This window comes from Olleya sediminilitoris, from assembly GCF_016785945.1.
GTDB lineage: Bacteria > Bacteroidota > Bacteroidia > Flavobacteriales > Flavobacteriaceae > Olleya > Olleya sediminilitoris.
Window position 1 is genome coordinate 1 of sequence record NZ_JAEMEF010000017.1, and the last position, 20,318, is coordinate 20,318.

Here is a 20,318-nt window from a genome sequence, read left to right on the forward strand (position 1 = left end):
GAATCTAACTGGTTTAAAATCTCTGCATTATTTAATTCTAAATCAAAAACCGCAATACCATCTGTATCGTTATCACAAACTTCTAATGGACTTGGGTCTGTGATTTGTGGGGTTGGGTAGACGATTAAATTTAAAAATACAACCGAAGAACAATCATTATTATAATTATTAATAGATACGTAAATAGTTTGATTGTTTTCTACAATATTATAATATGGACTAGTTAAAGCATTGACACTAAGTTGTGCGTCACTTAACGTTTCATGATAAGATAAATCTATTCCAGGTGCGACTCCAATAATTGCTTGTTCTGCATCTGTTAATGTAAACACTCCAAAACCATCACTATCTGGATCACAATATGTTAAAGATGTTGTTGATAACAAAGCACCAGAATTATTGACTATTAAATCAAAATCACCAACATCATAACAACCTGTTAACTGATTTTCTAAACGAATGTAAATAGTCTCTGGATTACTAAAATTTTGATAAGATTCTGGATTATTGATTGCAGCATTACCTAATTGCGCATCTATTAAAGAATTATGATACGTAACCATTGTATCAGCTTGATTATTTATAATAATATCATCATTTGAGGTTAAATCAAAAGCTTCTGTATTATCAAAATCATTTTCACAGATTACTATATCATCAACAGGATTTACTATTGGAGAGGTGTTAATAGTAATAGCAAAACTATTTTCGTCTGTACAATTATTAGGAGCTGTTAAAGCTTCTGAAAAAACATATAAAGTTGTTGTTGCAAAAATTTCTGTACCAGCAGTAATCATATTACCAGTTCCGTAAGGTCCATCTGTTTCTGTGTAATAATTATTATTTGGAGATAACATTGGTAATATATAGGAATCACAAGCTTGAACATCCATTGGATCATCTGCAACCGGAGAATAATCTATGGTTACAATAAAGCTATTCTCGTCAAAACAATTATTTGGTGATGTTGCTGTATCAGAATACACATATAAAGTAGTGGTTGTTGTAATTGATGTCCCTTCTGCAACTAAATTACCTACACCATTTGGTCCTCCTGTTGCAGTATAATAAGTATTATTAACAGACAATTGAGGTAATATATATGTATCACAAGATTGTACATTTGCAGGCGAGTCTGCTACTGGTGTAACATCTATTGTAATATTAAATATATTTTCACCTGTACATTTATATGGATCAACGCCTGACTCTGTATAGATATATAATGTCGTTGACATAGTGATTGTATCACCAGCTGCAAGCATTACTCCTGATCCGTTTGGTCCTCCTGTTTGTGAATAATAAAAATTATTTGGAGATAAAACAGGTAAAACATACATATCACAAGACTGAGCATCTGATGGATTATCTGCTATTGGAGAGGTATTGATTATTATGTCAAAATTATTTTCGTCAATACAAAAATTTGGTCCTGCACCTGTTTGACTATAAACAAATAGCGTTGTCGAGTTTGTAATAATATCACCTTGATTTAATAAAGTTCCTGTTCCTGAAGGACCTCCTGTAGCTGTGTAATAATTATTATTAGCCGATAACTGTGGTAAAACATAAGTATCACAGACTTGTACATCTATTGGTGCATCTGCGGTAGGTGTTGTATTAACAGTAACTTGGAAACTATTTTCATCTGTACAGTTATTTGGTGTCGAACCTAATTCTGTGTAAACATATAAAGTTGTACTGTTGGTAATTTCAGTTCCTGGTGCTACTATATTTCCTGATCCATTAGGACCTCCTGTTGCTGTATAATAGTAATTATCAGGAGATAAATTAGGCAAGAAGTATGAATCACATGATTGGACATCTGCTGGAGCATCTGCTGTAGGAGAAACATCAATAGTTATATTAAAAACATTTTCATCTGTACAGTTATTTGGACTTGTAGCTGTTTCAGAAAACACATACATTGTTGTTGTAGTTGTTATGGCTGTACCTTCAGGAACTAATAAACCTGTACCATTTGATCCTCCTGTCGCTGTATAATAAAAGTTATTAGGAGATAAATTAGGTAATATATATGAATCACAAGCTTGAACATCTACAGGAGCATCTGCTACTGGAGTATCATCGATTGTTATGGTAAGCATATTCTCGTCAGAACATATGTTTGGAGAAACACCATTTTCAGTAAACACATAAAGTATTGTGGATGAATTTATAACTGTTCCTTCAGCTATAATAGTTCCGCTTCCACTTGGTCCTCCTGTTGCTGTGTAATAAAAATTATCTGTAGATAATATTGGTAAAATATAACTATCACAAGCTTGAACATCTGCAGGTGCGTCAGCAACTGGAGAGGTATTGATTGTAATTACGAAAGTGTTTTCATCTGAACAATCATTTGGAGCAACTCCATTTTCTGTATATACGTACAATGTTGTTGTGTTTGTAATAGCTGAACCTTCTGGTAACATTGTACCGCTTCCATTTGTTCCTCCTGTTGCTGTATAATAAAAATTATCAGGTGACAGTATTGGTAAGGTATAAGTGTCACAAACTTCTACATCTGAAGGAGCATCTGCTACAGGTGATGCATTTATTGTGATATTAAACATGTTTTCATCAGAACACATATTTGGAGCCATACCAATTTCTGTGTAAACGTATAGTGTTGATGACGTGCTAATTACTGTCCCTTCTACAACTATAGTTCCGCTTCCGTTGGGTCCTCCAGTTTCTGTATAATAAAAATTATTAGCTGATAATACAGGTAATATATAATTGTCACAGGCATTAACATCTATAGGAGCGTCCGCTACAGGAAAAGGGTTTATGGTTACTGTAAATGTATTTTCGTCTGAACAATCATTTGGAGCAACACCATTTTCTGTATAAACATATATTGTGGTTGTTGTAGTTATTACAGTACCTTCAGCTATAATGGTTCCGCTTCCGTTTGATCCTCCTGTTGCTGTGTAGTAAAAATTATCAGCTGACAATGTTGGTAATGTATAAGTTTCGCAGGCTTGTACATCTGTAGGTGCATCTGCTACGGGAGATGTGTTTATGGTAATATTAAATAGGTTTTCATCAGAACACATGTTAGGTGCTGTACCTATTTCAGAATATACATAAAGCACTGAAGATGTTGTAATCACTGTACCATCAGCGACTAAAGTTCCACTTCCGTTTGGTCCTCCTGTTGCAGTATAATAATTATTGTTTGTAGATAATGTTGGTAATATATAATTATCACAAGCATTAATATCTGAAGGAGCATCTGCTACAGGAAAAGGGTTTATGGTAATTGTAAATACATTTTCATCTGAACAATTATTTGGAGTAACACCATTTTCTGTATAAACATATAGTGTTGTGGTGGTTGTTATTACTGTTCCTTCAGCAACGAGAGTTCCACTTCCAGTTGGTCCATCTGTTGCTGTATAATAAAAATTATTAAGCGACAATGTTGGTAATGTGTAAGTCTCACAAGCTTGAACATCTGTTGGTGCATCTGCTACAGGTGAAGTATTAATGGTTATATTGAAACTTTTTTGGTCAAAACACTCATTTGGTGCTATTCCAGTAACTACATATACAAATAAAGTTGTAGATGTTGTAATAACTGTACCTTCATTAACTATTGATCCACTTCCGTTAGGTCCATCGATTGCTGTGTAATAAAAATTATTAGCTGCTAAAGTTGGTAAAACATATGAATCACAGACATTAATATCTGGAGAGGAATCTACGATTGGAAAAGGATTAACAATAATATCAAAAGTTGTTTCTGCAAAACAAGTTGGATTTGAATTATTATCAACTCTAACATAAATAGTCTGTGAGGGACTTGCTGTATTAATGTAAGCTGTTGGATTAACAATTGGGCTAACTCCACTAGTACTTTCTAATTGTGTTTCATAAAAACTTACAGTAAAATCTGCTGAATTTTGACCATTTAATATGTCTATTTCTTGAGAAGTAAGATCAAATGTTTCTACACCATCATTCATTGAATCATCACACACTTGTAAATCATTAGGTTGTGTAGCAGTAGCAATAGCATTAACTACTAAATCAAACTCTGCAGTTGATGAAACCTCATAACAAGTTGGATCTGTAACACTTTCTACTCTAACAAAAATAGGTTGAGGATTAGTTGTATTTATATAACCATCACTTAAAGCATTTGTACCTGAATTAGCATTTGCTAAATCTAAATAATAAGTGACACTATATAAAGTTGGATCTAGTGAACCCAAAATAGAAGCATCTTGATTTGTTAATGTGAAAGCTTCAAAACCATCATTTGAACTATCATCACAGACTTCAAGGTTTGAAGTTGTATTAATTTCAGGATATAAAACATTTAATGAAAAAGAATCAATTGAATAACAACCACCACTAATATTTTCAATTCTAACATAAATAGTTTGACCATTTGTCCCTGAATAAGAAGTAGTATTAGAAATAGGAGCAAAATCTAGTTCTGCCTGAGAATATGAGGTGTGAAAGGATACCATTACAGTACTCGGATCCTGAGTTCCTATAGCAGAGGTTTCATTGTCGGTAAAATCAAAAAGTGCAACACCTGTACCATCATCACATAAGCTTAAGTCTGTTAAACTTTGTATTGTTGGGCTAGGAATAAACTCGATTAAAATTGAGTCCGAACTTACACAAGAACCAGAGTGTGTTATATCAACACTATAAGTACCTGTTTGTGTTACATCCAAAGTAGATCCTGTTTCACCAGGAATTAATACACCATTAAAATACCATGAATGAGAATTTGATGGAAGTTCTGTATCCAAAGTTATAGATGTAGACTCACATTGTGCTGTTCCGTTTGCGATGGTAATATCATCACCCAAATAACCACCGACATCAAATGATTTTGCTTTTAAGAACACAGCAGAATTATAAGAAGTGTCATTATAATCTGCTATTATAATTTCAAGTGTATAGGGTACATTTGGAATAACTGTTGCAGATGCTGTCATGGGTTTTGTATATCCTCTTAAACTAATAGGATCGTCTACAAGAGGCAAGCCAGATGTACCGTAATAAGAATCGAAATATTGAGGATTGACTGAGGCGCAACTGGCATTATAAGTATTATCTCTGACTGTAAAAGTTGACACAAAATCTGTAGTACCAGGCACTAACGCAAGGTTTGATTCTACATTGGTTACCAAATTTGTTAATTTAAAAACTAAAGCATCTCCATAAGTACACTGAAAACCTCCATATTCATCTGAAGCAAATAAAAAATCAAAACTTATTGTATTTTTAATAGTAGTGAAATTAAAATCAATTAACGTAGCATCATTAGAGTCTCCAGGATTCATATAAGGAATCATGTCTTCCAAAATGCTACTTCCTGCCCAACCTCCACTACTAACTGGTCCCGTTTTTGGACCTACTAAATCCATTGCTGAACCTGTTGTTAAAACAACTCCAGATTCAAATGGAAAAACACCTGGATCTGCTGTAAAATAAGCAATACCATTCTCTTGACCAACACTAACTCCTGTAAAGTAACTAAAACTTGTTATGTCTGCACAGGTATTAGAAACTAATACATCTGTTACTAATTCATTAAAACTATACGTAGTTTGGTCTATAGTAATATATTGTCCAGCAGCAGCAGCACTCTGATTTATGTCAGAAATTTCTTTTTTTTCTATATTACTTTTTACAGTATTAGAATTTGAAGATATTTTATTAAAAGCGGTAATTGAAATACCATCTTCTACAAAACATTGGTTATTATTTTGTATTGATGAATTTAAAATGAGGTTCTCATTTAAACTATCGATTTCTGAAACAAAAGAAACTTTGTAAGCATGTAATGCATTTGGAATATCATAATTATTTGATATTGCTGAGGGATTAAAATAACCTGATACAGCAAGTGCTGTGAGGAATATTAGGCTTTTCATAAATAATAAAATGGAATAATAATTAACTAATAGAGTTTAAAAATACTATTAAATTAATTTGTAACTAGCTAAGTAGTTACTTTTTTTACTCGAAAAATGAATAAATAAATTCCTAATGTTTTATATTATTTTTTTATCAACAAATAAATGATATTCAGCATTTTAATAATAATTACAGATAATACTTACTGAAAAATTAAAAAAAACAAATGTATATTAACGTATTTATATGCACTTTATAAAGCATTAACAAAATCATTCAAACACCTTAAAATCAATAGTTAACAAAAATTTTCTTACAAAAAAACAACCCATAAAATAGTTGATAATTTTGTAGATTAAAATCAACTATTTTATGGGTTAATGTTAGGTTTCTTTAAAAAGAAAAAAATATTTATGATGTTTTTAAGGCATTTATAAACAATTCTGCACTTGCCAAATTAGTAGCTAATGGTACGTCATGAACATCACATAAACGCATTAACATTAAAACATCAGGTTCGTGTGGATGCTTTTCTAGTGGATCTCTAAAAAAAATAACCATTTTACATTTACCTTCAGCGACTCTTGCTGCAATTTGTGCATCTCCTCCTAAAGGTCCAGATAACATACGTAAAACATCAAATCCTGCTTTTTTTACTTTTTTACCAGTGGTACCTGTAGATATTAAAGTAATTTCTTTTTGATGAAAAACAGCTTGATGCTCGTTTAAAAACTGAACCATTTCGGCTTTTTTACCATCATGAGCAATAATTGCTATTTCCATATTATTCTAATGTATTAGTATGAAAGGCTACTAACCCTTCGATTGGTCTTCTTTCAAAATTACCAACCTTAAAGTTTAATTCTTCTGCAACAGCTTTAATTTCATCTTGACAGAAAAATGCAATCGAACCAGCAAAATGAACAGGAACTGTTTTTAATTCTTCTTTGAATTGTAAAATCATGTTTTTAGCAAATCGTCTTATACCAGATTTTATTAAATTGATAATATAATCAGAGTCTTTATTTAAAATCATAAACTCTGCAAACTGTGCTAAATATGCATTTGGATTAGGTTGTTTGTAAAGGTTATATTTGATATAATCTGCGTCTAAATTATATTTATCTGCAAATGCAATTTTAATTTCTTCTGGCATATGATTAAAATAATAATCACGAATTAATTCTTTACCATAGTAATTACCTGATGCATCATCCATAAGTGTGTAACCTAATGATTTTACACGTTGATGTAATATTGAACCGTCATAATAACTACAGTTAGATCCTGTACCTAAAATACAAACTACAGCTGCTTCTGTTGGTGTATTAATGGTAGCATACACTGCTGCCATAGTATCTTCATCAACTAAAATTTCTGCATTTGGAAAAAATTCTTGTAAGGCTGTTTTTAGTAATAAACATGGATTTTCTGTTCCGCAACCTGCTCCATAAAAAAAGACGTGAGATACTTCATTTTTATTATCAAACAGAGGTGTACTTTTTTTTAAAATTTTACTTATTTTCTTTTCAGAAAGTATTGCAGGATTTAATCCTTTGGTTCTTATTTTTTCAAGTAATTGGTTACCGTTTTTATCAACTGCAATCCAATCGCACTTTGTAGATCCACTATCAACAACTAAAATCATATATTAAATATTTATGGTAAGATAAAAAAAAGCACAGTAAAAAAGATACATATATCTAATTACTGTGCTAAAATTATTTAAAAAATAACACGTTTTATAGCGTGTTAATTTTTTGTGCTAAGTCTACTAATTTATTTGAATATCCAAACTCATTATCATACCAAGATACTAACTTAAAGAATGTAGAGTTTAACTCGATAGCAGAATCTGCATCAAAAACACTTGTTTTAACTTCACTTACAAAATCTTGAGATACTACAGCTGCTTCAGTATAACCTAAAACACCATTCATAGATCCTTCAGATGCTTTTTTCATGGCAGCTTTAATGTCTTCTAAAGACGTTTCTTTTTTAGTTTTAACTGTTAAGTCAACTACAGATACATCTACTGTTGGCACTCTAAAAGCCATACCTGTTAATTTACCATCTAATTCAGGAATTACTTTTCCTACTGCTTTAGCAGCTCCTGTTGATGTTGGAATAATATTATTTAAAGCACTACGTCCTAATCTATAGTTTTTACGAGAAGGTGCATCTACTGTAAATTGTGTAGAAGTTGCAGCGTGAATTGTTGTCATTAAAGCTTCTTCAATACCAAAATTATCTTCTATAACTTTAGCTATTGGCGCTAAACAGTTTGTTGTACATGATGCATTTGATACGATTGTATCTGAAGCTGTTAATTTATCATCATTTACACCCATTACAAACATTGGTGCATCTTTACTTGGTGCAGAGATTACTACTTTTTTAGCTCCACCTTCAATATGGTAGTTAGCAGTTTCTAAAGTTGTAAAAATACCTGTACATTCTGCAACTACATCAGCTCCAGCTTCATCCCATTTTAAATTTTTAGGATCTCTTTCTGCAGTTACTCTAATTGTTTTACCATCAACTATAAGGTTACCATCTTTAACTTCAATAGTACCATCAAATCTTCCGTGTACAGAATCATACTCTAATAAGTATGCTAAATGGTCTACATCTAACAAGTCGTTAATTGCAACAACATCTACGTCGCTACGTTTTACTGTCGCTCTAAATACTATACGACCTATTCTTCCAAATCCGTTAATTCCTAATTTTAATGTTGACATATTGTTATTTTGTTTAATTCAATTTATATTAAGTGGTCATTATGTCTGACACACGTATTAATTCTTCGTTTATTTTTGATTTTCCTTTTACTGCTTGTTCTAATGGTGTTAAGTCAATTTTATCATTAACCAATCCTACCATGTAATTAGATTTTCCTTCTAGAAGACTTTCAACTGCTTTTACACCCATTCTACTAGCTAAAACACGATCAAAACATGAAGGAGATCCACCACGTTGCATGTGTCCTAAAACTGAAACTCGTACTTCGTACTCTTCCATATTTTCTTCCACATAATCTTTAAGTTCAAAAACATTTTTACCAATTTTATCACCTTCTGCAACAACTACAATACTGGATGATTTACCTGACAATTTACTTCGTCTTAAAGATTCTAATAACCTGTCCAAACCTAAATCTTCTTCAGGTATTAATATTTCTTCAGCTCCTGCTCCAACACCTACATTAAGAGCAATGTGTCCAACGTCACGTCCCATAACTTCTACAAAAAACAATCTGTTATGTGAGCTGGCAGTATCTCTAATTTTATCTATAACTTCAACTACTGTATTTAAAGCTGTGTCATAGCCAAGTGTGTGTGAAGTCCCATAAATATCATTATCTATGGTTCCAGGAATACCCATTACTGGGAAATTAAATTCTTGATTAAAAATTAAGGCTCCTGTAAATGTTCCATCTCCACCAACTGTGACTAGTGCGTCCACGTTGGCTTCTTTTAAAGCTTCATAAGCTTTTTGACGACCTTCTTTAGTACGAAACTTTTTTGATCTAGCCGATTTTAATACTGTACCACCTTTATTAATAATGCCTTTTACATTACGTGCAGTAAGCTCTTTAAAATCACCTTCAATCATACCTTCATAACCACGATAAATACCTACACACTCTATATTATAATAGGCACAAGTTCTGGCTACAGAACGTATTGCTGCATTCATTCCTGGAGCATCTCCTCCTGAAGTCATAACAGCAATTTTATTTATTTTTTTTGACATATTTTTCTCTTAATAAAGTAAATCTACTAAAGAAAAATAATATATAACATTGGTTTTACTAAAATTTAACGATAAGCCTAAAACTATAACGTTTTCGTTAATAACTTAATAAAAAACAGTAGGTTAAATTGAATTTATGGATAAAATAAGATGATAAAATCTACTCTTCATCAAAGGACATATCATCAGGAAAAAATGTGCCTTTATCGTTTTGAGGTTGTGGAGTATTTGAAGGAGACTCTTCTTTTTTATCTTCCTCCTTCTTATTAGGATTAAAAATTTTGTGCAATAATTCTCCAAAAGTATCAAATGAAACGCTGTAAGATAAACCTACACCTTGAGTATACCCTACTTCTTCACCAAAGTTTCTGATACTATTTTCACGATTAAAAACTTTTGCAGTAAGCGTACCTTCTTCATTTAATAAAAAATCGACTTGAACATCTCCTGCAATTACAGAATCACCAAGACCACCAACAGGCACACCTACTTTACCATTTATTAATACACGATCTGATATTTGTGTTTGTAAAGTTAAACCAACACGATTATCTGTTTGATAATCTGGATTGTTTTGTCCAGCTTCAAAATTAACACCTATATTAAATTTACCATCACCTGTAGAAAGTAGATTATTAACTAAACTATTTAAACGTTCTGTTAAAGTACCTGTAAAATTAACATCGTCCAAACCACTACTAAAACCTCCTGTAGTAATTAAGTATAATGCTTGACTCTCTCTTTCTTCTTTTGAATCTAATCTATAATTTAACTCAGATTTTATAGTTGATTCTGTTGTTGGAAATGCATAACTATAGTCTATAGTTGGACGCTCTAGTTGATCTGACAATTCAATTAATAAATCTACAGGAATACTTCTACTAATTGGGTTATCTAATAAAGGAGAAGGGTTTGCTCGTGTTGAGTATTTAGCTTTTATATTGATGATTGCTTCCAGAGGAGACCCATTCCATTGTAAACTACTTACATATGGCACAACAGTAAATTTCTTCTCAATAACTCCTCCATATAAGAAATTATAGAACCCTTCATAAACTACAAAATCACCATACATATCAAACTTATCATTGGTATTAATTTCAATTAATAGACCTCCTACACCACGACCACTAATAGTACTACCAGATGTTTTGTCTATTAAAATTTCAATTTCTGCATCTTCAGTAACATCTAATTCAAAATTAAGATCTAATCCAGATTCCTCAGCTACTTCAAAAGCAACTCCATCTTGTTTTGCTTGCTTTTCTTCAGGACTTAAAAAATGAATAATAGAATTGTCTCCAAAAGACTCGTTATCATTTAATGGAATTTTAAATACAGTTCCTTTTTTAGTTTCACCAATAACGTTAATACTTAAACTCTCTGTTGGACCATAAATTCTAGCCGAACCACCAATAAAACCGGTTCCGTAGTACAAAGATTCTTCAGTTTCTTTTGTATCTAAAACTAATAATCTAGGTGTTTCAAGATTTAAATCTAACTTCCATTTTGAAAAATTAGTATGACTGATACTTCCATCTAAAACCGCTTTAGAGTTTTCTTTTACATCAGTAATTTTAATAGTATTAAAATTAAAGGTTTGATCTTTAAGTGTAACAGAGGCTTGATCTTGGAAAGCATAATCTACATTTAAGTAAGGTACACCAATACCACCATTATCTATTTTTAAAGAACCATTAAAACTTGGTTTATTTAGCTTACCAATCACTTTAACATTACCATAAACGTCACCTCTAATTTTATCTAATACACCTTCTAAAAATGGGTTTAAAATCTGAAGATCAAATTTATTAAAGTCTAAATTAACACCAATTAAAGCTTCGTCATTTTTAATATTTACATTCCCTTTAGCTACAAAAGAATTAGTATCGTCATCTTTAATTTTGGCACTTATCAAATAGCTAGACAAATCTGCATTTCCTTTAATTTTGGCATCGAATGCACCATAAAAGGTATTATTTACTTCTAAATCATCAATAATTAAAGCAGCATTTGGTAAATAGTTTCCGTTTTCTTGTAGGACATCCAAATTACCATTAATATTACCTGCTAATGATAAACCTGAAATTTCAGGAATAATTTTATTTAAATCTACATCTTTAAAATCTAACTTTAAATCTTTATAAGTAGAGTCTCTAACAATACCAGCTAATTTAATCTCTTCGTTTTGATGATTCAATACAAATTCTTCAATTTTGAAATCTTTAAAATCACGATCAAAAATGACTTTATTAAATTTATTTTTATCCTCATTAATTAACCACTTATTATTTTTAAAAGTTACATCACTCTTTTTAAAACCTAGTACTGATAAATTATCTTCGTTAATTGTATGGTAAAAACTTAGGTTATAAGCATCATCGTTACGTTTTCCTCCTTTAAATTCTGAGCGCATAAATAACGTATCATTAAGAGTTACGTTAATTAAATTAAATTTTGAAATGTTGTAATGTTTGGTATAAACGCTATCTACTTCTACGTAAGTATTAAACAGTGGATTGTTATTATCTACTTGCACCTCTATAGTGTTTGCAAAATAATCTAAAAGCTTGATTTTTGGAGATTTAAAAGTTAATTTAAATGCTTTTTCATTACTTTCTACACGTCCTTTAATAAAAGTATTTGCTCCTACTTCTACTTCTGGTAAAAAGACCTCAATAATTTTATTATAAATTTTAAAATTGAAATCTACGTATTGGTTTTCCTCTATGTTATTTGGTACGTAGTTAGCATATATACTTTTAAGCGAATTTTCAAAAAGAAGCTCTAAATCATTAAATTTAAAGTTTCCGCTTAATTGACCTTCAATAATTTCTGGTGAATTTACTTTTATAAATCTTTCATTTTCTAAAAATTCTGAACTTATTGCAAAATCTTTAAAAGTGTAAGTATCGTTTTCGTTTTTATAAATTGTGTTTTTAAAATTTATACTACCAACAGCGTCGTCTATATTGGTTGCACTCATTTTCATATCTACAATTCCTGTAAATTCTGATTGTTGATCTCTTTTGTAAAAATTTAAAGCTTTAAAGTTAGCATAGTCTACTTTAGCCACAAAGTCAAAAGTTTTCACCTCTTGAGACAGGTCTGCCAAACCATCAAACTCTAATTTTAAATTTTTATCTAAAGACAGTAATTTTCCGTTAAATTTTCTTTGTTTGTATTGACCATTAACTGCAATGTTTTGATAATTGTAGTTATTGTAATTAATACTATAGACGTCTCCTTTTAATTGTGTTTTTAAGTTATTCTTTTTAAAACCAACACCATCAACATCTACATTAAAGGAGGTTTTACCTAATTTAGGATCATCTAATAAAATACCTAAATCAAATTCGTCAAGAATAACATTACCTTTGTATGAGGCATAATCTATATTGTCTATATCAGACATTTCTAAATCACTATTTACAATACCCAATGAGGTTGCAATTTGTAAATTTGCTTTGATAGTATGAGGTGTGATATGGCTTTTACCAACTGCTGTAAAATCTCCTAATTTACCAAATAATGACGGAATAGACTCGCCTAAAACATTAGGTAAAAGGTCTTTTAAATCTCTATAATTTGAAGATAAATTATCAAAATCACCTTCCATAGAAAAGTTATTAGCTTCGCTATTAAATAGGTTTTTAAAGTTTATATTTCCATAAATTTTGGTGTTTCGACTGGTTTCTAACTTTAAATTCTCAGTTGTCAAATTATTAAGAGTACCAGATAATACAGTCGAAAAATTAGCGCGTTGATTTTTACCAAATTCGTTATAAAATACATTTAATTCATCTAATAAAACACTACCATCTGTAAAGTTAGCAGACACTAATACTTTGTCTTCAAACTCTTTAAAATCTTCACGATTATAATTAAAACGCAATGCTCCTTTTACAAATGATTCTGGTGTTTTAATATTTAAATCATCAAAACGCATTTCTGATAAGGTGTAAGAAAAATTAGATGTTAGATTTTCTAACTTTAAACCTCGACTATCATTAAATTGCATGGTATTGATACGTGATCTAACATCACTACCATCAATAACAAAATTGGTTCCGTTTAAGTTTATATTATCAAATTGTAATATTTCTGGAGTTGTTTTGTTTTGATCAATCAGTCTAAATGTACCATTACTAATTGTAATGTCGCTAGAAGACATTAAAAACGTACTTTTTTCTTTTCTTGGGTTATTGTCATCAAATCTAGCAACAAAAACATCAAGATTGGTATCAGATTCGTCTTTATAAGTTACTATATTAAAAACTAAATCTTCTAAATCTATATCACCAAAATTAAGTGTCCCTTGACTTAATTTTCTAAAATTAATAATAGAGGTATTTAACTCTGAAGCACTTATTAATGTGTCTTTTTTATAATCTTTAATTAGGATGCCTTTAATTTGCACGTCACCATTAAAATGCAATCCTATTTTTTCAATATTAATATTGGTTTTATATTCTTCATTTAACCAATTAGTTGACCACTTACCTAAACTTGTTTGCACAGCTGGAATAGACATCACTAATATAAATATGACGAAAAGCAACAGTAAAATTGCTATAAGTTTACCTACTATTTTTAGAAATTTTTTGATACGTTTTTTAAGCTTAAAATTTATTTATAATATCTTACTTTTGCTTTAAGTAAAACAAATGTAATTTAGTTGTTAAACAATACACCAAAATTAACAATTATTATGCCTAAAAATAACTAATGACTTCACAAAATATTTATATCCTCGGAATTGAAAGTTCTTGCGACGATACTGCAGCTTCTGTTATCCTTAACGGAAAGATCTTAAGTAACATTGTTGCAAGTCAAAAAATCCATGAAGAATATGGTGGTGTTGTCCCAGAATTAGCTTCTAGAGCACACCAGCAAAACATTGTTCCTGTGGTTGATCAAGCTTTAAAAAAAGCAGGCATCACTAAAGCACAACTTAGTGCTGTAGCGTTTACTAAAGGACCAGGTTTAATGGGTAGTTTATTAGTTGGTACTTCTTTTGCAAAATCTTTAGCATATGGTTTAAACATACCGTTAATTGATGTCAACCATATGCAAGCTCATATTTTAGCGCATTTTATTGAAGAAGACGGTTTTAACAAACCTCCTTTTCCGTTTTTAGCAATGACTATTTCTGGTGGACACACACAAATAGTCAAAGTCAATCATTATTTTGATATGGATGTTATTGGAGAAACCATTGATGACGCTGTTGGAGAAGCCTTTGATAAAAGTGGAAAAATTTTAGGTTTAGGATATCCTGCTGGTCCACAAATAGATAAACTTGCTAAACTAGGTAACCCAAAGGCTTTTAAATTTACTAAACCAAGAGTAGATGGATTAAACTTTAGCTTTTCTGGTTTTAAAACTGCAGTTTTATATTTTATCCAAAAACAAGTCAAGCTAAATCCTAATTTTATCACAGAAAATTTAAACGACATTTGTGCCTCAATACAATATACCATTATTGGTATATTAACAGACAAACTTAAATTAGCTGTAAAACAGACAGGTATTTCACACATAGCAATTGGTGGTGGTGTATCTGCAAACTCTGGAATTAGACAGGCTTTAAAAGATGGAGAAGCTAAACATGGTTGGACAACTTATGTCCCTAAATTTGAATTTACAACTGACAATGCTGCTATGATTGCTATTGTTGGTTACTTAAAATTTTTAGATGGTGACTTTGCCGAGCAAAATGTAATGGCTAACTCTAGATTAAAAATTTAAATTACTGTGTTAAATCAGTACGAATTTTATCCTATAAAACTTTATTTTTTTGTTTTTTTGTCAAAACAAACATAATTCAAACATGAAAAACCTACTTAAGCTTGCCATTTGCCTACTAACCATTACAACTGTTGCGCAAAAATCATTAAAAAAAGAATTAGATACAATTGCAACCGTTGAGCAAGCTGAAAAGTTTTTAGAAACTAAAAAATCTCGAAAAAATAAAATTTTAGTTTTTAACGAAGCTAAACATAAAACCAAATTAGCAGCAAAACTTTTAAATAATAGCGTTGGAAGTACAGAAGTTGTTAAAACAGAGTTTAATACCACACATTATAAAATTGTAGATAAAACTAACGACAGACATTACAGAATTAGTTACATCTTTTTTGATGGAAATCAAGTTGAAGCTTCAAAAATTGTAAAATATAAAAACAACATTTTACAATCATATAAAGATGGTATAAGCTTTGACGACTTAGCAAAACGATACTCGATGGACAAAAACGCAAATCATGGTGGTGATTCTGGTTGGTTAAAAGAAGGAAGCATGCCTGCTGAAGTTGAAGAACAAGCTTTTAATTTAGATAATAAACTTGGTACATTATATACAGTTAGAATTGCAGAACCAAATGCTTTTTATGTTATTTTAAAAACCGAACGCATTAAAAAGATAAAAGAAATTAAAGTTTTAAAAGTGATAGCTAAAGACTAAATGCAATTATTTTACAACCAAAATATTCAAGCAGATACCAAACAATTTACGTTTCCTAAGAACGAAAGCAGACATATTGTAAAAGTCTTGCGTAAACAAGTTGGAGATATCCTTAACATTACAAATGGTAAAGGGTATTTATTTAAAGCTGAAATCACTATTAGTGATCAAAAAAATTGCGTTGTAACTATTATTGAAACAACTTTACAACAACCGCTAGATTACACCTTACATTTAGCGGTTGCACCAACAAAAATGAATGACAGATACGAGTGGTTTCTTGAAAAAGCTACCGAAATTGGCATAACAAGCATTACACCTATTATTTGCGATCATAGCGAAAGAAAAATAATAAAGGCGGAACGTTTTGAAAAAATTATTCAGTCAGCTATGAAGCAATCTTTAAATTGCTACTACCCTATTTTAAATCCTGCAATGTCATTTAAAGAATATTGTAATCAAGACTTTTCTGGTGATTTATATATTGCTCATTGCGAAGAAACAGATAAAAAATCTTTAAAATCTCAAGTAAAGCCTAATACTGAAATTACAATCTTAATTGGACCCGAAGGCGATTTTTCTGTAAAAGAAATTAATACTGCTATCCAAAATAAATTTATTCCTGTAACTTTAGGACAAACACGACTACGTACAGAAACTGCTGCAATAGTTGCATGTCATAGTGTTGCATTTATAAACGAATAAAATTTATGAAATTAAGACTTACTATTCTCTTTACATTTTTCACACTTTTAATGTATGGTCAAGATTTAGCCATTCTTAAATACAAAGGTGGTGGTGATTGGTATAGTAATCCAACTGCTTTACCCAATTTAATACAATTTTGCAATAATAATATTAATACACAAATGACTGCTAAACCAGAAACTGTGGAAGCAGGAAGTATTGATATTTTTAGGTTTCCGCTGTTGCATATGACTGGACATGGAAATGTGTTATTTGATGATGACGAAGTAGATAATCTTAGAAATTATTTAAAAGCTGGAGGTTTCTTGCATATTGATGATAATTACGGAATGAAACCCTACGTTATCAAGGAATTGAAGAAAATTTTTCCTAATCAAGAATTAGAAGAATTACCCACAACTCACCCAATATTTAGTAGTGCTTTTATTTTTAAAGATGGACTACCCAAAATACACGAACATGATGGTAAAAGACCACAAGCTTTTGGACTGTATCATGAAACTAGATTGGTAATACTTTTTACTTTTGAGAGTGACTTAGGTGACGGTTGGGAAGATCAAGAAGTACATAACGACCCTGAAGACGTTAGATTAAAGGCTTTAAAAATGGGAGCAAATATTGTAAAATATGCTTTTGAAAACTAAGTGTTTATTTTAAACATTTAGATAACATTTGATAAAAATATCATGCAACATACACACTATACGTCTACTTTTACGCAAAAAAAACATCCTATTACAATAATTTGCGAAAACGTTACAAATGCACCAAATATTGGTAGTCTATTTAGAGCTTGTGATGCTTTTGGTATTGAAAAATTAATATTCTGCGGAAGTGATATTCCTTTAGGTCGAAAAATGACTAAAACATCACGTGCCACAGAAAAAGTTGTAAATTATCAGGTAGAAGAAACCATTCTACCAATTGTAACTAAACTTAAAACTGAAGGTTTTACAGTTATTTCTTTAGAGATTACTACAAATAGCCAAGCTTTAAACCAATACAAATTTGACACTTCAAAACCTATTGCTTTGGTTATTGGAGATGAAAATTTTGGAGTTTCGGAAGAGATCTTAAAACTAAGCGATGCAACACTTCACATCAACATGTTTGGACAAAATAGTAGCATGAATGTCGTACAAGCAACCAGTATTTGCCTGTATGAAATTACCAAACAATTTTCAACTAAATAAAATTCAAAATTTTATATTTACAAGATGACAGCAAAAACAATATCAAACGGAATTTTAAGAGCAGTTGGAACATTATTGTCTGTTGCCATATTGGTATGGTTTATATACAAAATACAATCTGTAATTGTCTATTTAGTAATTGCAGGTATTATTGCATTACTTGGTAGACCTTTAGTTGTATTTTTAAAATCACGTTTAAAGTTTTCTGATACTTTGGCTGTTGTTGTTTCAATGATTGTTTTTTTAGCTATAGTATTTGGACTAATAAGTTTGTTTATACCATTAATTATAGAACAAGGACAAAATTTAGCTTTACTAGATATTGAATTACTTCAAACTAATGTTGAAAACCTATATAAAGAAGCTATTAGTCATTTTGGTTTAAACTCTTCAGAAGTTGAAGAGTCTATAAAAGACTCAAAATTTATGTCTAATATTAATTTTGGTGTCATTCCTGAGTTTTTAAATTATGTTATTGCAGGCTTTGGTAGTTTTAGTATAGGCTTGTTTTCGGTGTTATTCATCTCTTTCTTTTTTCTAAAAGATAGTAAATTAATGAGTACAGGATTAATTACTGTACTGCCAAAAAAACATGAAAAACGCTTAAGAAAATCTTTCGTTACCATTCGTGATTTACTAACAAGATATTTTGGAGGATTACTATTACAATTATTAATATTATTTACTATTTATTCTATTGTACTATTAATTTTCGGAATTCAAAATGCAGTAATAATAGCAACACTATGTGCACTTTTAAACATCATACCATACATTGGACCAATAATAAGTGCTTTTTTGTTAATATTATTAAGCATGTCTAGTAATCTTGGACAAAATTTTAGTGAGGTAATACTTCCTAAAACTATATATGTTATGATTGGTTTTGTCATAGCACAATTGGTAGATAACTTTTTTAGCCAACCATTTATATTTTCAAAAAGTGTAAAATCTCATCCCTTAGAAATATTTTTAGTTATCATAATTGCTGGATTATTATTTGGTATTGTTGGCATGATAGTAGCAATCCCTTCCTACACTGCAATAAAAGTAATAGCTAAAGAATTTTTATCAGAATACCGAGTAGTAAGTAAATTGACGGAAGGTCTAGATGATTAATTTAAATAAAGACATTTTAAAACCAAACATTCAAGAATTTATAAATCAAAATATAAATTCTGATGTCTCAGAATTAGCTTTAAAAGGAATTCCTTTTCCTGATAGTTTAAAAAAAGATATTATTACACAAATTGAAGCTAAACAAAAATGTAAAAAAAAGCTTCCTACTTGGTATAATAGCTCCAACATTTACTTTCCCACAAAATTAAATATTGAACAAACCTCTTCTGAAGCAACTGCTAAATACAAATCAGAACTCATCTCTGGAGAACTTCTAATTGATTTAACTGGTGGTTTTGGTGTAGACAGTCTCTATTTTTCAAAACAAGTTAAAAAGGTTGTTCATTGCGATATAAACGCTGTTTTATCAGATATTGTTAGGTACAATTCAAAAACATTAAAACTAAATAACATTGATTTCTATAATCAAGATGGTTTAGAAGTATTAAAACAAATAAATCAAAAATTTGACTGGGTTTATGTGGACCCTTCAAGACGCGATGATGACAAAGGTAAAGTGTTTTTATTAAAAGATTGTTTACCAAATATTCCAGATAATTTAGATCTTCTTTTTAAATACACTAATAATGTTATGATAAAAACATCTCCATTATTAGATATTTCTTTGGGAATAACACAACTTCAAAACGTTAAAACCATTCATTGCGTAGCTTTAAATAATGAAGTAAAAGAAATATTATGGATTTTAGAAAAAGATTTTATTGGCGAAATAGAAATCCAAACAGTCAACCTTGATAAAAACGACAAACAAAAATTTAATTTCATTTTAAATAATGAAGCTGAGCAAATACCAGATTATAGCCTTCCTCTAAACTATCTTTACGAGCCAAATGTAGCTATTTTAAAATCTGGAGCATTTAACACAATTGGAAGTCAATTAAACTTGAATAAACTACACAAACATTCACATTTATACACTAGTAAAGATTTAACAACATTTCCTGGTAGAAAATTTAAAATTGAACAAATTATACCATACAACAAAAAAGAATTCAATAAACAGCTTGGATTAAAGCAAGCTAATATCACAATTCGTAACTTTCCTGAATCCGTTTCACAAATAAGAAAAAAGCTTAAAATAAAAGATGGTGGGAAAAACTATTTGTTTTTCACCACCAATCTTGATAATTCTAAAATTATTATTCTTTGCTCTAAAATTTAAT

Annotated in this window: 13 protein-coding genes; 7 read left to right on the forward strand and 6 right to left on the reverse strand. The window is 30.3% G+C overall.

What is annotated here, in order from left to right; all coding sequences use genetic code 11:
• The 6 genes from JAO71_RS14765 to JAO71_RS14790 form a co-directional block, all read right to left on the reverse strand.
• Nucleotides 1-5,906 (reverse strand): choice-of-anchor L domain-containing protein (locus tag JAO71_RS14765; protein ID WP_203001563.1); only part of this gene is annotated, 5,906 nt, incomplete at its 3' end.
• Between the two features lie 394 nt (nt 5,907-6,300).
• Nucleotides 6,301-6,672, reverse strand: coding sequence for a methylglyoxal synthase (locus JAO71_RS14770; protein ID WP_028290406.1), 372 nt, complete (start codon nt 6,670-6,672; stop codon nt 6,301-6,303).
• A gap of 1 nt (nt 6,673) precedes the next feature.
• On the reverse strand, nt 6,674-7,537 hold the full coding sequence (locus JAO71_RS14775; protein WP_203001565.1) for an N-acetylglucosamine kinase: 864 nt from the start codon (nt 7,535-7,537) through the stop codon (nt 6,674-6,676).
• Between the two features lie 94 nt (nt 7,538-7,631).
• The gene (gap, locus tag JAO71_RS14780; RefSeq protein ID WP_116822594.1) at nt 7,632-8,633 is read right to left on the reverse strand and encodes a type I glyceraldehyde-3-phosphate dehydrogenase; all 1,002 of its coding nucleotides are present in this window, start codon (nt 8,631-8,633) and stop codon (nt 7,632-7,634) included.
• Nucleotides 8,634-8,661: 28 nt separating this feature from the next.
• A complete protein-coding gene (gene pfkA, locus JAO71_RS14785) occupies nt 8,662-9,648 on the reverse strand; it encodes a 6-phosphofructokinase (RefSeq protein WP_028608147.1) in 987 nt (328 codons plus the stop codon).
• Between the two features lie 160 nt (nt 9,649-9,808).
• Nucleotides 9,809-14,182: a translocation/assembly module TamB domain-containing protein gene (locus tag JAO71_RS14790; protein WP_215906998.1), complete on the reverse strand. Its 4,374-nt coding sequence runs from the start codon at nt 14,180-14,182 to the stop codon at nt 9,809-9,811.
• Between the two features lie 194 nt (nt 14,183-14,376).
• Here JAO71_RS14790 and tsaD point away from each other — a divergent pair, with 194 nt between their 5' ends.
• The 7 genes from tsaD (at nt 14,377) to JAO71_RS14825 (ending at nt 20,317) form a co-directional block, all read left to right on the forward strand.
• Complete coding sequence (gene tsaD / locus JAO71_RS14795) at nt 14,377-15,399, forward strand: tRNA (adenosine(37)-N6)-threonylcarbamoyltransferase complex transferase subunit TsaD (protein ID WP_116822593.1); 1,023 nt, start codon at nt 14,377-14,379, stop codon at nt 15,397-15,399.
• An 82-nt stretch (nt 15,400-15,481) separates the two neighbouring features.
• Nucleotides 15,482-16,114, forward strand: a complete 633-nt coding sequence (locus JAO71_RS14800; protein WP_116822592.1) for a peptidylprolyl isomerase — start codon at nt 15,482-15,484, stop codon at nt 16,112-16,114.
• Nucleotides 16,115-16,819: a 16S rRNA (uracil(1498)-N(3))-methyltransferase gene (locus JAO71_RS14805; RefSeq protein WP_116822591.1), complete on the forward strand. Its 705-nt coding sequence runs from the start codon at nt 16,115-16,117 to the stop codon at nt 16,817-16,819.
• Between the two features lie 5 nt (nt 16,820-16,824).
• A complete protein-coding gene (locus tag JAO71_RS14810; RefSeq protein ID WP_054850809.1) occupies nt 16,825-17,466 on the forward strand; it encodes a DUF4159 domain-containing protein in 642 nt (213 codons plus the stop codon).
• Nucleotides 17,467-17,508: 42 nt separating this feature from the next.
• Nucleotides 17,509-18,015 (forward strand): TrmH family RNA methyltransferase, encoded by a 507-nt coding sequence (locus JAO71_RS14815; RefSeq protein WP_203001567.1) that lies wholly within the window; start codon nt 17,509-17,511, stop codon nt 18,013-18,015.
• A 24-nt stretch (nt 18,016-18,039) separates the two neighbouring features.
• A complete protein-coding gene (locus tag JAO71_RS14820; protein WP_203001569.1) occupies nt 18,040-19,134 on the forward strand; it encodes an AI-2E family transporter in 1,095 nt (364 codons plus the stop codon).
• Nucleotides 19,127-20,317, forward strand: a complete 1,191-nt coding sequence (locus JAO71_RS14825; protein WP_203001571.1) for a THUMP-like domain-containing protein — start codon at nt 19,127-19,129, stop codon at nt 20,315-20,317. The genes JAO71_RS14820 and JAO71_RS14825 overlap by 8 nt, the downstream gene beginning before the upstream one ends.
• The last annotated feature ends 1 nt before the right edge of the window (nt 20,318 follow it).

Excerpts from the sequence above, each read along its gene's own strand:
- JAO71_RS14805 (WP_116822591.1), top strand. The coding sequence starts at position 16,115 with ATGCAATTATTTTACAACCAAAATATTCAAGCAGATACCAAACAATTT.
- JAO71_RS14820 (WP_203001569.1), top strand. The coding sequence starts at position 18,040 with ATGACAGCAAAAACAATATCAAACGGAATTTTAAGAGCAGTTGGAACA.
- pfkA (WP_028608147.1), bottom strand. The coding sequence starts at position 9,648 with ATGTCAAAAAAAATAAATAAAATTGCTGTTATGACTTCAGGAGGAGAT.
- JAO71_RS14800 (WP_116822592.1), top strand. The coding sequence starts at position 15,482 with ATGAAAAACCTACTTAAGCTTGCCATTTGCCTACTAACCATTACAACT.
- JAO71_RS14825 (WP_203001571.1), top strand. The coding sequence starts at position 19,127 with ATGATTAATTTAAATAAAGACATTTTAAAACCAAACATTCAAGAATTT.
- JAO71_RS14810 (WP_054850809.1), top strand. The coding sequence starts at position 16,825 with ATGAAATTAAGACTTACTATTCTCTTTACATTTTTCACACTTTTAATG.
- tsaD (WP_116822593.1), top strand. The coding sequence starts at position 14,377 with ATGACTTCACAAAATATTTATATCCTCGGAATTGAAAGTTCTTGCGAC.
- JAO71_RS14775 (WP_203001565.1), bottom strand. The coding sequence starts at position 7,537 with ATGATTTTAGTTGTTGATAGTGGATCTACAAAGTGCGATTGGATTGCA.
- JAO71_RS14770 (WP_028290406.1), bottom strand. The coding sequence starts at position 6,672 with ATGGAAATAGCAATTATTGCTCATGATGGTAAAAAAGCCGAAATGGTT.
- gap (WP_116822594.1), bottom strand. The coding sequence starts at position 8,633 with ATGTCAACATTAAAATTAGGAATTAACGGATTTGGAAGAATAGGTCGT.
- JAO71_RS14790 (WP_215906998.1), bottom strand. The coding sequence starts at position 14,182 with ATGTCTATTCCAGCTGTGCAAACAAGTTTAGGTAAGTGGTCAACTAAT.
- JAO71_RS14815 (WP_203001567.1), top strand. The coding sequence starts at position 17,509 with ATGCAACATACACACTATACGTCTACTTTTACGCAAAAAAAACATCCT.